The organism is Streptomyces sp. NPDC041968 (genome assembly GCF_055589025.1).
This window is the reverse complement of sequence record NZ_JBVJCB010000010.1, coordinates 179,285-196,658: the sequence shown is the minus strand read 5'-3', so window position 1 is coordinate 196,658 and position 17,374 is coordinate 179,285. Positions and strand designations below refer to the sequence as shown.

Sequence of the window (17,374 nt, the reverse complement as noted above, 5' to 3'; positions counted from 1 at the left end):
GCGGTGCGGTGGGGGAGGGCGGGCCGCTCAGACGCGGCCGGTCAGTTCGTAACCGGCGTCGTCGACGACCTCGGCGATCGCGGCGTCGTCCGGCTCGGCCGTGCCGGTCACGGTGACGCGGCCGGCGGCGAGCTGGACCTCGACGCCGGTGACGCCGTCCAGCTCGCCGATCACCCGGGTGAGCGTCGCCTCGCAGTGTCCGCAGCTCATGCCGGCGACGGCGTAGGTGACGCTGACGGCCTGGGTGGCCGGGGTGCCCGGGGTGGCCGGGGTGGCCGGGGTGGTGACGGACGAGGTCATGGCTTCCTCCATGAGGGGGTACGGGTACGCCCCGGGGGTATCCCGGCGGCTCCACCATGTATACCCCGAGGGGGTAAGGGAGGCAAGTCTCCCGGACCGCTTGACTCACTACCCCCCAGGGGTATGGTGAAGTGCATGAAGGGGCCTCGTACGAGCGCCAGGCCCGGTATCAGAGGGGACCGACCGCCATGCACACCGGACTGAGGATCACCGCGTTCGCCGCCGCACTGGCCGCCACCTTCGGCACCGCCTACGGCGTAGGCAGGGGAGTGGACCCGGTCGTCGCCGACAAGGCGCCCGCACCCCACGAGACACACAGCCGGCCCGCGACGGAACAGCAGGAACGGAAGGAGGGCGGCGGTCACGAGGAGCGGGAGAGCGCCCCGCCCGGCGGACTCCAGATCTCGGAGAACGGCTACACCTTCGACCTCGCTACCGCGCGGGTCACCGCCGGTCAGCGCACCGAACTGCGCTTCACCGTCCGGGACGGCAACGGCAAGGCCGTCACCGCCTACCAACGCGAGCACGACAAGGAACTCCACCTCGTCCTCGCCTCACGCGACCTGGTCACCTACCGCCACCTGCACCCCACCCGTGCCGCCGACGGCACCTGGAGCACCCCCGTCGACCTGCCCCGCGCGGGCGGCTACCGGGTCTTCGCCGACTTCACCCCCGCGCGGAAGGGTGCCGGAAACCTCACTCTCGGCGCCGACCTCGCCGCCTCCGGCCGGTACGACCCCGCGCCCCTGCCGGCCCCGAACGGCACGGTCCGGACCGGCGACTACCAGGTCAGGCTCGACGGCGCACTGCGCCCCGGCAAGGCGAGCGAACTGAAGCTGAGGGTCTCCCGCGGCGACGAGCCCGTCACCGACCTGCAGCCCTACCTCGGGGCCTACGGCCACCTGGTCGCCCTGCGCTCCGGCGACCTCGCCTACCTCCACGTCCACCCGAACGGCGAACCCGGCGACGGCGTCACGAAGTCCGGCCCGGAGATCTCCTTCACGGCCACCGCGCCCAGCCCCGGCACCTACCGCCTCTTCCTGGACTTCCGGCACCAGGGCACGGTCCACACCGCGGCCTTCACCGTGCGGGCCGGCACGGCGCCGGGCACCCAGCCCTCCGCCCCGACCGCTGAGACGGAGCACTCCGAGGGGCACGGGCACTGACACCCGCCTCCGGGCCGTCACGCTCGCGGGCCCGAGCGGTCGCGCCCCGCGCCGCTAGGCCAGTACGACCCGGACCCCCGCCTCCTCGAAGCCCCGCACCAGGTCCGGGTCGGCCGCGCCGTCCGTGACCAGGGTGTCCACCGACTCGGCCGCGCAGATCCGGGCGAAGGCCCGCCGGCCCAGCTTGCTGGAGTCGGCGGCCACCACCACGCGCTCGGCGCGCTCGCACAGCAGCCGGTTGATCGCGGCCTCCGCCTCGTCGTGGGCGGCGGCACCGTGCGCCACGTCGAAGGCGACCACGCCCAGGACCGCCACGTCGACCGTGATCTGCCCCAACACCCCGTCCGCGAGCGGCCCGATCAACTCGTACGACTGCGCCCGGGCCACCCCGCCGGTCACCACGATCTTGAACTGGGGCCGGACGGCCAGCTCGTTGGCGATGTTGAGCGCGTTGGTCACCACGGTCAACGCGGGCGTACCGGAGGCCAGATCGGCGCGCACGGCCAGAGCGCGGGCCACCTCTGTGGTGGTCGTGCCCCCGGTGAGCCCCACCGCCTCGCCGGGTGCCACCAAGGCGGCGACCGCCTGCGCGACGCGCTGCTTCTCCGAGACCCGCCGGGCGGTCTTGTAGCGCAACGGCAGTTCGTACGACACCCCGTGCACCACCGCGCCCCCGCGCGTGCGCACGAGCATCTGCTGCTCGGCCAGCCGGTCGAAGTCGCGGCGGATGGTCGCGGCCGAGACCTCCAGCTCGGTCGCCGCCTCCTCGACGTCCAGCCGGCCGCGCTCGACGAGCAGCTCCAGCAGCGCCTTCCAGCGGGCGTCGCGCGACATCCGCGCCTCCGTTCCTCGATCTCCCGCGACCCTAGCGCACCGCACTCTTTGCTCGAATTGCTTGATTGTGCTTGAAAGGCCGCTATATCTTGCAGGAATAATCAGCCTGCTGGGCGAGGGGCCAGGGACCGGGGAGTGTGCGGCATGACGTATGTCGAGGACGAGCTCAACAGCCAGCCCGAGTGCTGGACACGCGCCGCCGAACAGGCGGCCCGGCACACGGCGGCGCTCCCCGCGGCGGGGGAGCGGGTGGCCGTCGTCGGCTGCGGCACCTCGTACTTCATGGCGCAGTCGGTCGCGGCACTGCGCGAGGAGGCGGGACTGGGCGAGACGGACGCCTTCGCCGCCTCCGAGTTCCCGCGGGGGCGCGCGTACGACCGCGTCGTGGCCCTGACCCGCTCCGGCACCACCACCGAGGTGCTGGAGCTGCTCGCCGCGCTCCGGGGCCGCACCCGCACCGTCGCGCTCACCGCCGACCCGGACACGCCCGTCCTGACCACCGCAGACGACGTGGTGGTGCTCGACTTCGCGGACGAACGCTCGGTCGTGCAGACCCGGTTCGCGACCACCGCCCTCACCCTGCTCCGCGCCCATCTGGGGCTGCACACCGACGCGGTCGTCGGTGACGCCCGCACCGCCCTCGCGGCCGAGCTGCCCGAAGGGCTCGTCGAGTGCACCCAGTTCACCTTCCTCGGCCGCGGCTGGACCGTCGGACTGGCCAACGAGGCCGGTCTGAAGATGCGTGAGGCCTCCCTGTCCTGGACCGAGGCATACCCGGCGATGGAGTACCGACACGGTCCCATCAGCATCAGTACCGCCGGCACGGCGACCTGGATGCTCGGCGAGGCACCCGAGGGCCTGGCCGGCCAGGTCCGGGACACCGGCGCGCTGTGGGTGCCCGGAGACCTCGACCCGCTCGCCGAGCTGGTCCGTGCCCAGCGGCTCGCCGTGGCCGTCGCCGCCGCCCGGGGCCTCGACCCGGACCGGCCGCGGCACCTCACCCGCTCGGTGATCCTCGCCCCCTGACACCCGCCCCGACACCCGCGTTCCCACGCCCGGGAAGGGAGAGACCGTGCCCCTCGCCACCACCGGTGACCTGGTCGGCCGCGCCGCCGCCGCGCGCTCCGCCGTCACCGCCTTCAACGTCATCACCCTGGAGCACATCGAGGCCGTCGTGGCCGGCGCCGAGTCCGTGCACAGCCCCGTCGTCCTCCAGGTCAGCGAGAACGCCGTGAAGTACCGCTACGGCCGTCTGCTGCCGCTGGCCCGCGCGGCCGTCGCCGCCGCCGAGGCCGCCGCCGTTCCCGTCGCGCTGCACCTCGATCACGTCCAGAGCGACAGCCTGCTGCGGCAGGCCCCGGACGCCGGGTTCAGCTCCGTGATGTACGACGCCTCCGGGCTGCCGTACGCGGAGAACCTCGCGGCGACCCGGGCCGCCGCCGACTGGGCGCACGCCCAGGGGCTGTGGATCGAGGCCGAGTTGGGCGAGGTCGGCGGCAAGACCGGGCCGGGTGGGCGGGGGAGGGCCGCCGCGCCGCCGCTCGACGCCCATGCGCCCGGAGCCCGCACCCGGCCCGCCGACGCGCGGACCTTCGTCGCCGACTCCGGTGTGGACGCCCTGGCCGTCGCCGTCGGCAGCTCGCACGCGATGACGGCCCGCACCGCCGCCCTCGACCACGACCTGCTCAAGGAACTCTCCGCCGCGCTGGAGGTGCCGCTCGTCCTGCACGGCTCCTCCGGGGTCCCGGACGGCGAGCTCACGGCGGCGGTCGCGGGCGGCATCGCCAAGGTCAACGTCGGCACCGCCCTCAACCTCGCCATGACCGGTGCGATCAGGGAGTACCTGGCCGCCCGCCCCGAAGCGGCCGACTCGCGGGGCTACCTCACCGCGGGCCGGGAGGCCATGGTGCGGACGGTCGCCTCGATCATCCGGGTGGTCGCCCCGACCGCTTCCTGACGGCTACTTCCTGACGGCCTTCAGCACCACGAACTTCCGGTCGCTCGCCACCAGGCGGCTGCCCCCGAACAGCCGCCGCAGGGTGACGTGGTAGCCCAGATGCCGGTTGCCGACCACCCACAGCTCACCGCCGGGGCGCAGCACCCGTCGCGCGTCGGCGAACATCCGCCGGGCGGTGGCGTCCGTCGTCGCCTGGTGGGAGTGGAAGGGCGGGTTGTTGAGCACCAGGTCGACACTGCCGTCCGGCACCCCCTCCAGCCCGTCACCGACCCGGAACTCGGCCTTCCCCGCGGCCCCGCTCGCCCGGTACGTCGCCTGCGCCGAGGCCACGGCCTGGAAGGACTCGTCGGTGAACAGCACCTCGGCCCCGGGGTCCGTCAGCGCCACCGCGGTTCCCACCACACCGTTGCCGCAGCCCAGGTCCACCACCCGCCGCGCGCCCGCCTTCGGCAGGTGCCCGAGGAAGAAGCGGGTGCCGATGTCGAGGCGGTCGGCGCAGAAGACACCGGCGTGATTGACGACCTCCAGGCCGGAGAAGGCACCGACGTCGTCGGGGAGCCGGTAGGCGAGCGGCCAGGGATTGGCGGGCCGCTTCAGCGACAGGTCGGGCGTGCAGAGGACGAGCCGGGCCTTCTTCTCGGCCAGCGAGGTCCGCGTCGGTCCGACGATCCGCTCGAAGAGCCTGAGCGTCGAGGTGTGGATCTCCTTGACCATCCCGGTGCCGACGACGACCGTGCCCTCGTGTAGAGCGGGCGCCAGCCGCAGCAGCTGATCCTCCAGCAGCGCCAGACTCTTCGGCACCCGCACCAGCAGCACGTCGACGCGGTCCGGCGGCGGGTCCTGCGTGGTCAGCAGGCGCACCGAACCCGGCTCGACGCCGGCCCGCTCCAGGTTGGCGCGGGTCGCCTCCCGCGTGAGGTGGGAGTCGGTGACCTGCACCGGCCGGTGCGCCGCCAGCGCCGTCACCAGCGCGCCCCAGCGGTCGCCGAGCACCACGACGGTGCCGGACAGCGGGACCTCCCGCTCCGCGAGGTGCCGGAGCAGGTACTCGTCGGAGGCGTCCCAGGCACGGAGCCGCTCACGAGGGTCCTCGGGGAAACGGGCGAGCACGAGCTCGCCCCACGGTGTCGTCATACGGTCGCTGCGGTCGTTCATCGTGCGACCAGGCTAGCCGAGCCGCAGCTCAGGCCGGGCCGGGCCGGGCGGAGCGGAGCGGGGCCGGGCCGGGCAGGATGGGAGACATGGACGCCGAGCTGTTCCCCAGGGCCCCTGCCGAGATCGCGCCCGGCGCCGTCCACCTGCCGGACTGGCTGGACGCCGGGCGGCAGCGCGAGTTGCTGCACGCCTGCCGCGCCTGGGCCCGCCCTCCGGCCGGACTCCGCACGGTCCGCACCCCCGGCGGCGGCACCATGAGCGCCCGGCAGGTGTGCCTCGGCTGGCACTGGCACCCGTACGGCTACGCACGCACCGTCGTCGACGGCGACGGCGCGCCCGTGAAGCCCTTCCCCGCCCGGCTGGGCGAGCTGGGCCGCCGGGCGGTGACCGACGCGCTGGGCGCCGACGCGGTGGCGGAGGCGCCCTACGACATCGCGCTGATCAACTTCTACGACGCCGACGCCCGCATGGGCATGCACCGCGACGCCGACGAGAGATCCGACGCGCCGGTGGTCTCCCTGAGCCTCGGCGACACCTGCGTCTTCCGCTTCGGCAACCCCGACACCCGCACCCGCCCCCACACCGACGTCGAGCTGCGCAGCGGCGATCTGTTCGTCTTCGGCGGGCCCTCCCGGCAGGCATACCACGGGGTGCCGCGGGTGCACGCGGGCACCGCGCCGCCCGCGTTGGGACTCACCGGGCGTCTGAACATCACGCTGCGGGTCAGCGGCTTCCAAAGCCTAGACTCGCCCCCATGACCGGCAAGGCGGACCCCCGGGCGGGGGAAGGGACCACCTCCAGGACGCGGTTGGACCGGGGGCGCGGCGCGCTCGGACCCGCGCTGGAGCTCGTGCACACCGGACGCGCCCCCACCCGGGCCGTCCTCACCGCGGAACTGGGCGTCACCCGCGCCACGGCCGGCGCGGTCGCCGCCGAACTGGAGGCGCTGGGCCTGATCCGGGTCGACGCACGGCCCGGCGCGGCGGCCGGTTCGCAGGGCCGCCCCTCGCACCGTCTCGCGGTCGCCGAGGACGGGCCGGTCGCCCTCGCCGCGCAGGTCCACTCCGACGGGTTCCGCGCGGCCCTGGTCGGTCTCGGGGGCCGCATCGTCGCCACCGCGCCCGGCTGCGAGGTCGTCGACGCCGACCCGGCGAAGGTGCTCGGTTCCGTCGTCGAGGCGGGTGCGGAACTCCTCCGGGAGACCGGGCGGCGCTGCGTCGGTGCGGGGCTCGCCGTACCGTCCGCCGTCGCCGAGCCGGAGGGGCTGGCCCTGAACCCGCTGCACCTGGCTTGGCCGGCCGGCGCGCCCGTGCGGCGGATCTTCGCCGAGCAGGTGCGCGCCGCCGGTATCGAGGGACCGGCGTTCGCCGCGAACGACGTCAACCTCGCGGCGCTGGCCGAGCACCGGCACGGTGCCGGGCGCGGCGCGCGCGACCTGCTGTGCGTGGCCACCGGTCACCGGGGCGTCGGCGGTGCGCTCGTCCTCGACGGCCGCCTGCACAGCGGCAGTTCCGGTCTGGCCCTGGAGGTCGGCCACCTCACCGTCAACCCCGAGGGCCGCCCCTGCCACTGCGGCAGCCGGGGCTGCCTGGACGTGGAGACCGACCCGCTGGCCTTCCTGACGACGGCCGGCCGCGAACCGGGACCCGAGGTGTCCCTCCTCCAGCAGTCCCACGACCTGATCCGCGACCACTACACCGACCCGGCCGTCCGCACCGCCACCGAGACCCTCATCGACCGTCTGGGGCTCGGTCTCGCCGGCCTGGTGAACATCCTGAACCCGGACCGCATCGTCCTCGGCGGACTCCACCGGTCACTGCTCGACGCCGACCCCCAGCGCCTGCGCGCCGTCGTGGCCGACCGCAGCCTGTGGGGGCAGAGCGGCGGGGTCCCCATCCTGCCCTGCGGCCTGGACCACAACAGCCTGGTCGGCGCGGCCGAACTGGCCTGGCAGCCGGTCCTCGACGACCCGCTGGGCGCGTCGGCGTAGCGGGTCGCGCCCGGCACGGGGAGCGGGCGGGCCCGTCCGGTCAGGGCGCCGGCCGGCTGCCGCCGCTGGGGGCGCGGCTGAGGTCGACGACGCAGAAGATGTTGTCGTCCGGATCGGCGAGGACGACGAAGTCGGGGTCCGGCGGGTACAGGTCCCACTCGACGGCGCGCGCACCCAGGCCGATCAGCCGCCGCACCTGTGCCCGCTGTTCCTCCTCCGTGTCCGTGAAGAGGTCGAGGTGGAGGCGGGGTCGCGGCTCGGCCGGCGAGGCGCTGCGCATCAGACCGAGAGCCCGCCCGGAGCCGTCGGCGTGAGCGAGCGTCCGCCACGTCTCGCTCGTCCACTCCTCCGACACGACCAGGTCCAGGGCCTCGGTCCAGAACTCCACGGCGCGGGGCAGATCCGTGACGCCGATGACGGGGATACCGAGTCTCAACATGGCTGCGAGCCTACGGCGTTGCTCCGCGGGGCCCGGTCGTGCGCGCCGCCCGGTCCTCGAAGGGCCCCGGGAGCGTGTGAAAACCGGCGCCGGCGGGACGCACGAGGAGGAGCAGGGGAGGCACGGGTACGGGACGGAGTACACCCCGCGAGACACGCGCACCGCCGCCGCCCCGGCCGTCCACGCCGTGCCGGCCGCCCGGGCCGCCGGCACCCTGTCCACGAGCCGCGCACGGCACGAGGCGCACGGCACGAGGCGATGGGCACCAGGCCCCCGGCACAAGGCCCACCCGGCACAAGGCCTCCGGCACCGGCCCGCTCGCGGTCGGCGCGTCACCCGCCCAGCAGCCCACCGCACGGCCCGCGGCAGCGAGGGGTCACCGCCCGGTCAGCCTGCAACGGCCGACCGGGCGGGAGCGGGTTGGGGCCCGCGCAGGTCGACCGAGTGCTCGACCTCCGCCGCGAAGGCGGCGGCCGGCACCTCCTCGACCAGGCGCCGCGGCGGACGGGCGGAGACGGGTGGCGCGGTGACCGGCGCGCCGGTGGCCGTCGGGAGTGTGAACCAGACGACCTTGCCGGACTCGCCGTCCGGCCGGGCACCCCAGCTCTCGCTCAGCGAGGCCACCATGGACAGCCCGCGCCCGCACGTCGCCAGCGGCTCGGCGTCGTCCACCACGGGCAGGCGCGGATCGTGGTCCCGCACGGAGACGGTGAGCCGGTCCAGGAGCAGCTCTATCTCCACGGTGCACGTCTTGTCGGGCTGGGCGTGCAGATGGACGTTGGTCAACAACTCCGTCACGCCGAGCGCTGCCCGGTCGATCAGGGAGTCCATATGCCAGTAGCGCAATTGCGCAGATACGATTCTGCGGACCTGGCCGATCCGCGACGGCAGGGCTTGGAGCTCCACCGTGCAGTGTCTGCTTGGGTGACTGATCACGGCTGCGACTCCCCGACATAGAGGTCCGGAAGAACACGGAGTTCGGATCCAGCAGGGCGCACGCGGCACGCCGCCGCCTGCTGTCGTGGCCGGCGGGCTGGTTCGCAGCGTTATCGCCGGTAAACCCAGAGTGACGTGAGACCAGCGTGACGCAAGGGGTGAGGCACCGCAACTTACGGACATCTCAACCGCGATGCCCACCCGCCCTGCGCACCGCTTCGATGAAACGGCGGGCCGCGGGCGGACCCGGCTCACCCGGCGCGGGGTCCCGCTCACCGAGGGTCAGCAGGTAACGCTTGCCGTCGAGGTCGGCGAAGGCCCGGTCCTCCGGGGCGAACCAGGGCCGGGAGGCGCGCACGGCCTGCACCGGAGCGCTGTCGATCTCACTGCCGTAGCTGGTGAGCAACTCCACCCTGCCACCGCTGATCCGGACCGTCCCGGCCCGGGTGAGTGAGCGCAGCCGCTTGCCGATCCGCACCCCCGTGGCCCTGAACTCCGGCTCCGCCATGCCGTCGCCCCCTTGCCCCTCGATCGGCCGGACCGTGTACCGCGCTGTGCCCCCGGTACGGCCGGCTCGTGTCGTGCTCCCGTGTGCGTCCGCGGCGGGAACCCGGTCCCGCCCGCTGGCAGTCTGCCCGCACCACGCGCCGAGCACCAGTACGCACCCTCCCTTTCCGAAGGCGACCGGAGCATTCGCGCGAATGCGCCCCCACCGGGCCGGACGCCTTGCCCCAGGCCTGCCTTTGGTGCCGTCAAAGGTGTGTTTATGCAGGTGAGAAGCGTGCTGTAGGTGCCTATGATCGAGGCGTCGGCCGCGCGAGGCGCCGTCGGCGCGCAGCGTAAGGAGCCCCGTCGTGAGCACCCCCCAGCACACCCGTACCGGCGCCACCCTCGACGTCGACCACAGCGACACCGCCTACCGAGCCTGGCTGAAAGAAGCCGTGCGCAAGGTCCAGGCCGATGCCAACCGCTCGGCCGACACCCACCTGCTCCTCTTCCCGCTGCCCGAGCGGTGGGGCATCGACCTGTACCTGAAGGACGAGTCGACCCACCCCACCGGCAGTCTCAAGCACCGGCTCGCCCGCTCGCTCTTCCTCTACGGCCTGTGCAACGGCTGGATCCGGCCCGACCGCCCGGTGATCGAGGCGTCCAGCGGTTCGACGGCCGTCTCCGAGGCGTACTTCGCGAACCTGATCGGCGTGCCCTTCATCGCCGTGATGCCGCGCACGACCAGTGCCGAGAAGATCCGCCTGATCGAGTTCCACGGCGGGCGGTGCCACTTCGTGGACGACTCCCGGCGGATGTACGAGGAGTCCGCCCGCCTCGCGGCGGAGACCGGCGGCCACTACATGGACCAGTTCACCTACGCGGAACGTGCCACGGACTGGCGCGGCAACAACAACATCGCCGAGTCGATCTTCCGGCAGCTGCGGCTCGAACGGTTCCCCGAACCCGCGTGGATCGTCGCCACGGCCGGCACCGGCGGCACCTCGGCGACCCTCGCGCGCTACGTGCACTACATGCAGTACGACACCCGCATCTGCGTCGCCGACCCCGAGAACTCGTGCTTCTTCGAGGGCTGGACCACCGGCGATCCGGACGTCACCTGCGACTGCGGCTCCCGCATCGAGGGCATCGGCCGGCCCCGGATGGAGCCGAGCTTCGTGCCCGGCGCCGTCGACCGCATGATGAAGGTGCCGGACGCGGCGAGCGTGGCCGCCGTCCGGGCCCTGGAGCGGGCCATCGGCCGCAAGGCGGGCGGTTCCACGGGCACCGGACTGTGGAGCGCGCTGAAGATCGTCGCCGAGATGGTGGCCGAGGGCCGCCGGGGCAGCGTGGTGACACTGCTGTGCGACCCGGGGGACCGGTACCTCGACAAGTACTACTCGGACGCCTGGCTCGCCGGCCAGGGCCTCGACATCGGGCCGTACACGGCGGCGATCGAGTCCCTGCTGCGCACGGGTGAGTGGCCGGTCTGACGCCGCGCCGCGGCCCCGGGCGGAGGCTACGGGCGGGTCAGTCGCCGGTCCAGCGAGGCGACCGCGTCCCGGAAGGCGCGCCCCAGGCCCGGTCGGGCACGCTTCAGCACGAAACGGAACGGAGCCGTACCGTCCGCGGCGAACGTCCACCGCACGCGCGTACCCGTCCCGGCGGGCGCCAGTCGCCACTCCTCGACCAGGGCCCGGGCGCCGGGCGCGTTGGTGACGTCCACACGATAGGCGTACACCTCGGGCCGCCGGGCCGTCAGGACCCTCTCCACGAAGCGCGTACCGCCCCTGAGCCGGATCTCGCGTCCCGCTCCCTCACCGATGGGCCGGGCCAGCGTCACCGCCGAGAACCACGCGGGCCAGCCCGGCACGTCCTCGGCGAGCGCCCGGAAGACCGCATCCGGAGATGCGGAGATCTCCCTGGCGAAGACCAGGCGTACCGGTGCCGTCTCGACGAAGCCGAGTCCCACCGGACGCAGACGGCGAGCCATGGACGCAACCCCCTTGAGCAGAGCCGCGGACGCGGGTGACCGGGCGGGTGGCGCCACGATAGCCGCGGACCGGCCCGGTGTCAGCGGGGCCGGACAGGACGGGGGGCGGGCTTCAGCCGGCCGTCTCCGGTTCGGCGGCCGCGACTTCTCCGGCCACGACCAGGCCCAGGTGCTCCGAGATCTCCGCGCGGGCGTCCGACGGCAGGCCGGCGTCGGTCACCAGGGTGTCCACCTGCTCCAGCCCCGCGAAGGAACTCAGCCCCACGACCCCCCACTTGGTGTGGTCGGCGACCACCACGACACGCCGCGCGGACTGCACCAGCCGCCGGTTGGTCTCGGCCTCCGCCAGGTTCGGTGTCGACAGACCGGCCTCGGCCGATATCCCGTGCACACCGAGGAACAGCACGTCGAAGTGGAGCGTCGCGATCGCCTGGTCCGCGACCGGTCCCACCAGGGAGTCGGAGGGAGTGCGCACCCCGCCCGTCAGCACCACCGTGGCCGCGCCCTGCCGCGCCCCCGAGGTGCGCTGGGCCACGTGGAACACGTCGGCCACCCGCACCGAGTTGGTGACCACCGTCAGATCCGGCACGTCCACCAGCCGGTGCGCCAGCGTGTACGTCGTCGTACCGCCCGACAGGGCGATGGCCGCGCCCGGCGCGACCAGCTCCGCCGCCGCCCGCGCGATGTCCTCCTTGGCGGTCGGCTCCAGACCCGACTTCGCCTCGAACCCCGGCTCGTGCGTGCTGGCCTCGACCACCGGGACCGCACCGCCGTGCACCTTCTCCAGCACGCCCTGCCGAGCCAGTGAGTCGAGGTCGCGGCGGACCGTCATGTCCGACACGCCGAGCTTGCGGGTCAGCTCGTTGACGCGGACCCCACCCCGGCGGCGCACCTCGTCGAGGATCAGGGCGCGCCGCTGCTCCGCGAGGAGGTTCGGATTCTCACTCACGTACGCCTCGGTCCTTTCGCCGCAAACCGTCCGCCACGCCCGGCGCACCGGCTCCGACGAGGAGTTCTCCCCGCTCCGGTGCGCGGACGTCCCATCCTCGCACGCCGTGCCACGGGACGCGCCACCGCCTGTCTGCCGCGCACATGTCATTTCTGTCCCGTTCCGGTGTCGTCTGACACACGGTTCGGGGAGATCCTGTGCCGAGGGGTGTGCGACGTCCTCGCAACGGAGATCCTTGTGCCCGCGCGGACAGAGCCGACGGCGCGTCACGGGGGAGTGCGGACAGTGGAACAGGCGCAGGAACCGGCCGGGACGGGCACGCCGGACGCCCCCGGGCCCGGTGACGGGGGAGACGGGAGAGCCGGCACCGCCCTGGAACTCCTGGTCCACGGAGTGGGCGGCACCACCCCGGCGGACATGCTGGACGACCCGCGGACCGTACGCGTGACCGGCGACGACGTCGCGGCCGTCTTCCGGCGCGCCGAGGACGTCGACGCCGAGTCGCGGCCGGAGGACTACCGGGGCCGGCCGGTGCCCGAGGCCTACGTCTGGTGCAACCTCACCTCCGGCAACGGCACCCGCGCCCTGTGGCTGCTCCTCCTGCCCTTCATGGTGGTCAACCTCGCCCACTGGATGCGGCCCACCGCCGAGGGCAGGACGCGCACCGTCCGCCTGTACGGCCTGCTGGTGCGGCTCGCCGGGCTGACCCTGACGGTGCTGCTGGTCGCCGCGGCCTGCGAGGTCGCGCTGGACCTCGTCGCCTGGCAGTGCGCGGGCACGCAACGCTGCGCCGAGCGGCACTCCTGGCTGGGGTTCCTGTCGCCGACGATGTCGGACGGCGGCTGGTGGAGCGCGCCCGGCCGCAGGCTCGCCCTGGCCGCCGCGGTGCCCGCCGCGCTCACCGGCCTGCTGTGGTACCTGTCGCTGCGCACCTGGCGGGCGTACGAGTCCCAGCAGCCGATCGACCGCGGCACAGGACCCGAGGAGGAACCCGCCCGCAACGCTCTGAGCAGGCCCGGGTTCTGGTACGGGCGCCGCCTGGTGGCCCGGCTACGCGCCGCGCACACCGCCGCCGCCCTGCTGACGGTCGCCGCGGCGGTCGGCGTACCGGCGGCCCGGTTCGACCGCCGAGGCGGCGGACCGGCGCCGCTCGACACGCTGGGCTGGCTCCTGACGGCGGCGCTGGCCGCCGGGGCGGTCGCCGTGGTCGCCGTGGTCTGCCGCCGGGGGCGCAGCGAGAGGCGCCTCGACCGGGCCCTGGACGAGCGCCTCGTCCGGCGCCTGCCGCTCGCGGCCCTCCTCCTGTTCGCCGGCGCCCTGCTGTACGGCGGCTGGGCCCGCCCGGGGTGGACGTCGGCCGGCCGGCTGCCGGGGGACATGGCCTTCGGCGGGCTCGCGCTGGCGCAGGGCCTGCTGGTCATCGTGCTCGCCGTGGTCGCGCACCTGCTGCACCGCAGCCTCCCCGACGCCCGCGCCGCGATCCGCGGCCTCGGGGGCCCCGCCGTCGTCATGCTGGCCTGCGCGCTGGGCGGTGTGATGTCCGGCGGTGTCTCCCAGCGCGTGTCCGACTGGCTGGACGGCACCGACACCTCCATCGACGGCCCGCCCGTCCTGCTGACCTGGCAGGCGTCCGTCATCCCGCCGCTGCTCGTCGTCGTGCTGCTGATGTGCGCCGTCCTCGCCCGCCACACCTGGCGCCTCGTCCGCGCCGAACGGGCCGCCGTGGAGGACGGCCACGCCGGCGAGGACGGTGACCCGGGGCGCACCCGGCGCATCGCGGTCGCCCGCGCCACGGCCGGTCTCACCGACCGGGCGCCCCTCCTCGTCGCGATCACGTCCGCCGTCACCCTGCTGCTGGGCGCCGCGGCCCTGGTCGGCGCGATGACCACCGACCGGTCGCCCGCCGACGCCGCGCGGGGCACGCCCGCCGCCGTGCACGGCGCCGCCCAGACCGCGCAGGCCCTGGGCTCCTGGCTCATCGGCCTCGGCTTCATACTGTTCGTCACCTGGGGCAGGCGCGCCTACAAGGACGCCTCCGCGCGGCGCACGATCGGCATCCTGTGGGACGTCGGCACCTTCTGGCCGCGCGCCGCCCACCCCTTCGCCCCGCCCTGCTACGCCGAGCGCGCGGTCCCCGACCTGACCTGGCGGATGGCGTCCTGGACCCGGGCGACCGGCGGACGGCTGGTCATCTCGGGGCACTCCCAGGGCAGCGTCCTCGCCGCCTCGGCGGCCTGGCAGCTGGAGCCGTCGGCCCGCAAGCGGGTCGCCCTGCTCACCTACGGCTCCCCGCTGGAGCGGCTGTACGGGCGCTGGTTCCCCGCCCACTTCGGACCGGCCGCGCTCGGCTCCCTGCACGCGGAGGTCGACTGCTGGCGCAACCTGTACCGGCGCACCGACCCGATCGGCGGCCCGGTGCGACTGCCCGGCGCCTCGGGCCCCGCCGTGGACCGCGCCCCCCTCCAGGACCCGCTCAGCTACGGCCGTACCGCACTGCACCCCCTGCCGGCACCGATCCTCGGCCACTCCGACTACCAGGCCGATCCGGCCTTCGCCGAGGAACGACGGCGTCTGCTGGCCCGGCTGCGTCCGGAGGTGCCCGCCCCGCGCCACACCGGCCGGCCGGAGTCCGTCCCCGCGGCGGACGACGGGCCCGGATCCTGCTGAGGCGACCGCCGGTGCGCTACGGCAGCTCCGGCAGGTCCTCGGCGTAGAGCAGCGTCAGCTCGTCCGTGCTGGGGTCGGTCAGCTGGGCCACCCGGCTCGCGTGCCGTTCCACCATCGCCTCGAACGTCTGGCGTGCCGTGCGGCCGTTGCCGAAGGCCGGGCCCTTCGGCAGGGCGGTGAAGTACTCGGTCAGCGCCTCGGCCGTGCCCGGCGCCAGCCGGTACTCGTGCTCGTCGGCCTGCTGCTGCACGATGCGCAGCAACTCCTCGGGCCCGTAGTCGCCGAAGGTGATGGTCCGCGAGAAGCGGGACGCCACCCCCGGGTTCACGGACAGGAACCGCTCCATCTCCGCCGTGTAACCCGCGACGATCACGACGACCGAATCCCGCTGGTCCTCCATGAGCTTCACCAGCGTGTCGATGGCCTCCTTGCCGAAGTCGCGGCCCGCGTCCTCGGGGGAGAGCGCGTACGCCTCGTCGATGAACAGCACGCCGCCGTGCGCCCGCTGGAACGCCTCCTGGGTGCGGATCGCCGTGGAGCCGATGTGCTCGCCGACCAGGTCCACCCGGGACACCTCGACGAGGTGCCCCTTGTCCAGCACGCCGAGGGAGGCGAGGATCTCGCCGTACAGCCGGGCGACGGTGGTCTTGCCGGTGCCCGGGGAGCCGGTGAAGACCAGGTGGCGTTTGACCGAGGCGGCCTTCAGGCCCGCCTGCTGCCGGCGCCGGCCCACCTCGATCATGTCGGTCAGGGCCCGCACCTCGCGCTTGACGCTGTCCAGGCCGACCAGCGCGTCCAGTTCACCCAGGACCGCCTTCGACGTGCGCGCCGGCTCCCGCGGTCCGGCGTCCGCGATCAGGGACTCCTGCTCGGTGCTGCGCTGGCCGGGGATCGAGCCGAGGAGCCCCGCGGACCGGCCCGCGGTCTGCACGACCGGCTCCGGTGCCGCGGGCGCCGCCGGACCGCCGCTCTCGTCGCTGGTGCAGTCCTCGACCAGCGGACCCGTGTCGGACCCCGCGTCCGGGCCGGCGTCCGCGAACTCGTACCCGCCGCGCGCGCATCGCTCCGTGCGGCACTTGCGCAGCGTCGTACGGCAGCCGTCGATCACGTGGAAGCCGTAGCCGGCGCTGCCGGTGACGCGGCAGCCGAGGAAACTGCCGCGGCCCCCGGCCGACACGTAGACCCCGGCCTCCGAGGGCGAGTCGACCGTGCAGCGCTCGATGGTCGGGTCGGCGCCCTTGGTGACGATCACGCCGGTGCGGTTGCCGTCCAGGGTGCAGTTGTTGAGGGTGCCACCGCTGCCGTGGTCGCGGAACCAGGCGCCGGTCGCCGCGTCCCGGATGCGGCAGTCGTCGAGCTGGGCGGTGGCGCCGTCGCTGACCGACACGGCGGTGTTGCGGACCTGGGAGAGGTCGCTGTCGACCACGTCCACGCGGGAGCCGCGGTCCAGGACGAACAGCGCGTCCGGCACATCGTGCACCCGGCAGGAGTCGAGCACCGCGGTGGCGCCGTCGCTCACCCAGACCGCCGGATAGTCGCCGGTGCTGTCGAAGATCTCGCACTGGTTGGCGTCCACCCGCGTGCCCGGGTCCCACACCGACAGGCCGTTGCGGCCGAACTGGCGGACGGTGGTGCGGGTCAGGGTGAGGACGGAGCGGGAGCGCAGGTCGACCGCGTTCTCCGGGATGTCGTGGATCCGGCAGTCGGCGAGGGTGAGCACCGCGTCCGTGTCGAGGGTGACGCCGTCGCCCGTGGTGCGGTGCACGTCGCAGTCGGTCAGGTGCGCGGTGGCGCGGCCGGTGACCTGCACGCCGCTGCCCCGTACCTCGTAGACCTCGCAGCCCACGGCCTCCAGCGCGGAACCCTCGCCCGTGACCGTGAGGCCCGAGCCCGCCGCGTGGTGGATCCGGCAGCGGTCCAGCCGGGGGTGCGCGCCGGAGCGCACCGCGACGCCCGCCTGACCGGCCGAGACGACCTCGCACTCCTCGAAGACACCGCCCCCGCCGTCGAGGACGGCGATACCGACGCCGGCCGGGTTGTCGACGGTGCAGCGTCGCACCGTGGGACGCGCGCTCGCGCGCACCTCTATCCCGGAGGCCGAACGCGCCACCACCCTGAGGCCCAGCAGCTCCGGCGTACCGTCCTCGACGAGGACCGCGGGCGCCGCCGCGTCCTGGCCCTCCACGTGCAGGTCCTGGATCACCGCCGCGGCCCGCACGGTCAGCGGGACACCGTCGACCGGCGCGATCCGTACCGAGCCCTGTCCGCCCTCGGGCCCGCGGAGGGTCACCGCACGCTGGACGACGAGGTTCTCCCGGTAGGTCCCGGGGGCGACGGTGAGGACGTCACCGTCGGCCGCGGCCTCCAGGGCGGCGGCGAGCGATGCGTACTCACCTGTGCGGCGCCGCCACCGCGAGGTGCCGGTGTGCGTCACCTGGACCGTGCCCTGTGCCATGGCGTTGCTGTGCCCCCACCTCGTCGTACGCGGGTCGTCGCCGATTC

Annotated in this window: 16 protein-coding genes; 7 read left to right on the top strand and 9 right to left on the bottom strand. The window is 74.2% G+C overall.

From position 1 onward, the window contains the following. Positions 1 to 27: 27 nt before the first annotated feature. Complete coding sequence (locus ACZ6EG_RS24625; protein WP_469607601.1) at positions 28 to 300, bottom strand: heavy-metal-associated domain-containing protein; 273 nt, start codon at positions 298 to 300, stop codon at positions 28 to 30. 188 nt (positions 301 to 488) lie between these two features. Here ACZ6EG_RS24625 and ACZ6EG_RS24620 point away from each other — a divergent pair, with 188 nt between their 5' ends. Continuing rightward, a complete protein-coding gene (locus ACZ6EG_RS24620; RefSeq protein WP_391969263.1) occupies positions 489 to 1,466 on the top strand; it encodes a hypothetical protein in 978 nt (325 codons plus the stop codon). 54 nt (positions 1,467 to 1,520) lie between these two features. Here ACZ6EG_RS24620 and ACZ6EG_RS24615 read toward each other — a convergent pair whose 3' ends face one another. Beyond that, complete coding sequence (locus tag ACZ6EG_RS24615; RefSeq protein WP_391969262.1) at positions 1,521 to 2,300, bottom strand: DeoR/GlpR family DNA-binding transcription regulator; 780 nt, start codon at positions 2,298 to 2,300, stop codon at positions 1,521 to 1,523. A 144-nt stretch (positions 2,301 to 2,444) separates the two neighbouring features. Here ACZ6EG_RS24615 and ACZ6EG_RS24610 point away from each other — a divergent pair, with 144 nt between their 5' ends. Together ACZ6EG_RS24610 and ACZ6EG_RS24605 are read left to right on the top strand one after the other, a co-directional pair. Continuing rightward, positions 2,445 to 3,326, top strand: coding sequence for an SIS domain-containing protein (locus ACZ6EG_RS24610; protein WP_391969261.1), 882 nt, complete (start codon positions 2,445 to 2,447; stop codon positions 3,324 to 3,326). Between the two features lie 46 nt (positions 3,327 to 3,372). After that, positions 3,373 to 4,257: a class II fructose-bisphosphate aldolase gene (locus ACZ6EG_RS24605; RefSeq protein ID WP_391969260.1), complete on the top strand. Its 885-nt coding sequence runs from the start codon at positions 3,373 to 3,375 to the stop codon at positions 4,255 to 4,257. A gap of 3 nt (positions 4,258 to 4,260) precedes the next feature. Here the strand turns inward: ACZ6EG_RS24605 and ACZ6EG_RS24600 are convergent, their stop codons facing one another. Beyond that, a complete protein-coding gene (locus tag ACZ6EG_RS24600) occupies positions 4,261 to 5,391 on the bottom strand; it encodes a methyltransferase (RefSeq protein ID WP_469607851.1) in 1,131 nt (376 codons plus the stop codon). Between the two features lie 107 nt (positions 5,392 to 5,498). On the opposite strand from ACZ6EG_RS24600, the gene ACZ6EG_RS24595 reads away from it, so the two are divergent. After that, positions 5,499 to 6,170, top strand: coding sequence for an alpha-ketoglutarate-dependent dioxygenase AlkB family protein (locus ACZ6EG_RS24595; protein WP_391969259.1), 672 nt, complete (start codon positions 5,499 to 5,501; stop codon positions 6,168 to 6,170). Beyond that, positions 6,167 to 7,402, top strand: a complete 1,236-nt coding sequence (locus ACZ6EG_RS24590; protein ID WP_391969258.1) for an ROK family protein — start codon at positions 6,167 to 6,169, stop codon at positions 7,400 to 7,402. Before ACZ6EG_RS24595 ends, ACZ6EG_RS24590 begins: the two co-directional genes overlap by 4 nt. 40 nt (positions 7,403 to 7,442) lie before the next feature. On the opposite strand, the gene ACZ6EG_RS24585 is transcribed toward ACZ6EG_RS24590, so the two are convergent. The 3 genes from ACZ6EG_RS24585 to ACZ6EG_RS24575 all read right to left on the bottom strand — a co-directional run bounded on the left by ACZ6EG_RS24585 (position 7,443) and on the right by ACZ6EG_RS24575 (position 9,285). After that, on the bottom strand, positions 7,443 to 7,841 hold the full coding sequence (locus tag ACZ6EG_RS24585; RefSeq protein ID WP_469607595.1) for a VOC family protein: 399 nt from the start codon (positions 7,839 to 7,841) through the stop codon (positions 7,443 to 7,445). 387 nt (positions 7,842 to 8,228) lie between these two features. Continuing rightward, positions 8,229 to 8,777 (bottom strand): ATP-binding protein, encoded by a 549-nt coding sequence (locus ACZ6EG_RS24580; RefSeq protein ID WP_391969256.1) that lies wholly within the window; start codon positions 8,775 to 8,777, stop codon positions 8,229 to 8,231. Between the two features lie 184 nt (positions 8,778 to 8,961). Then, entirely contained in the window at positions 8,962 to 9,285 is a 324-nt protein-coding gene (locus tag ACZ6EG_RS24575) for a hypothetical protein (protein ID WP_391969255.1), read from the bottom strand. Between the two features lie 346 nt (positions 9,286 to 9,631). On the opposite strand from ACZ6EG_RS24575, the gene cds1 reads away from it, so the two are divergent. Beyond that, positions 9,632 to 10,756: an L-cysteine desulfhydrase Cds1 gene (gene cds1, locus ACZ6EG_RS24570; protein ID WP_366767541.1), complete on the top strand. Its 1,125-nt coding sequence runs from the start codon at positions 9,632 to 9,634 to the stop codon at positions 10,754 to 10,756. 26 nt (positions 10,757 to 10,782) lie between these two features. On the opposite strand, the gene ACZ6EG_RS24565 is transcribed toward cds1, so the two are convergent. Further along, entirely contained in the window at positions 10,783 to 11,256 is a 474-nt protein-coding gene (locus ACZ6EG_RS24565) for an SRPBCC family protein (RefSeq protein ID WP_391969254.1), read from the bottom strand. 112 nt (positions 11,257 to 11,368) lie between these two features. Continuing rightward, complete coding sequence (locus ACZ6EG_RS24560) at positions 11,369 to 12,205, bottom strand: DeoR/GlpR family DNA-binding transcription regulator (protein WP_469607588.1); 837 nt, start codon at positions 12,203 to 12,205, stop codon at positions 11,369 to 11,371. A 285-nt stretch (positions 12,206 to 12,490) separates the two neighbouring features. Between ACZ6EG_RS24560 and ACZ6EG_RS24555 the strand changes: the two genes are divergently transcribed. After that, entirely contained in the window at positions 12,491 to 14,872 is a 2,382-nt protein-coding gene (locus tag ACZ6EG_RS24555) for a hypothetical protein (RefSeq protein WP_469607585.1), read from the top strand. A 16-nt stretch (positions 14,873 to 14,888) separates the two neighbouring features. Here ACZ6EG_RS24555 and ACZ6EG_RS24550 read toward each other — a convergent pair whose 3' ends face one another. Further along, complete coding sequence (locus tag ACZ6EG_RS24550) at positions 14,889 to 17,327, bottom strand: right-handed parallel beta-helix repeat-containing protein (protein ID WP_391969251.1); 2,439 nt, start codon at positions 17,325 to 17,327, stop codon at positions 14,889 to 14,891. Positions 17,328 to 17,374 lie beyond the last annotated feature (47 nt).

What these genes read in the sequence shown, in the direction of transcription:
- ACZ6EG_RS24625 (WP_469607601.1), bottom strand. Translation starts at nt 300, where the DNA reads ATGACCTCGTCCGTCACCACCCCGGCCACCCCGGCCACCCCGGGCACC.
- ACZ6EG_RS24620 (WP_391969263.1), top strand. Translation starts at nt 489, where the DNA reads ATGCACACCGGACTGAGGATCACCGCGTTCGCCGCCGCACTGGCCGCC.
- ACZ6EG_RS24615 (WP_391969262.1), bottom strand. Translation starts at nt 2,300, where the DNA reads ATGTCGCGCGACGCCCGCTGGAAGGCGCTGCTGGAGCTGCTCGTCGAG.
- ACZ6EG_RS24610 (WP_391969261.1), top strand. Translation starts at nt 2,445, where the DNA reads ATGACGTATGTCGAGGACGAGCTCAACAGCCAGCCCGAGTGCTGGACA.
- ACZ6EG_RS24600 (WP_469607851.1), bottom strand. Translation starts at nt 5,391, where the DNA reads ATGACGACACCGTGGGGCGAGCTCGTGCTCGCCCGTTTCCCCGAGGAC.
- ACZ6EG_RS24595 (WP_391969259.1), top strand. Translation starts at nt 5,499, where the DNA reads ATGGACGCCGAGCTGTTCCCCAGGGCCCCTGCCGAGATCGCGCCCGGC.
- ACZ6EG_RS24590 (WP_391969258.1), top strand. Translation starts at nt 6,167, where the DNA reads ATGACCGGCAAGGCGGACCCCCGGGCGGGGGAAGGGACCACCTCCAGG.
- ACZ6EG_RS24585 (WP_469607595.1), bottom strand. Translation starts at nt 7,841, where the DNA reads ATGTTGAGACTCGGTATCCCCGTCATCGGCGTCACGGATCTGCCCCGC.
- ACZ6EG_RS24575 (WP_391969255.1), bottom strand. Translation starts at nt 9,285, where the DNA reads ATGGCGGAGCCGGAGTTCAGGGCCACGGGGGTGCGGATCGGCAAGCGG.
- ACZ6EG_RS24565 (WP_391969254.1), bottom strand. Translation starts at nt 11,256, where the DNA reads ATGGCTCGCCGTCTGCGTCCGGTGGGACTCGGCTTCGTCGAGACGGCA.
- ACZ6EG_RS24550 (WP_391969251.1), bottom strand. Translation starts at nt 17,327, where the DNA reads ATGGCACAGGGCACGGTCCAGGTGACGCACACCGGCACCTCGCGGTGG.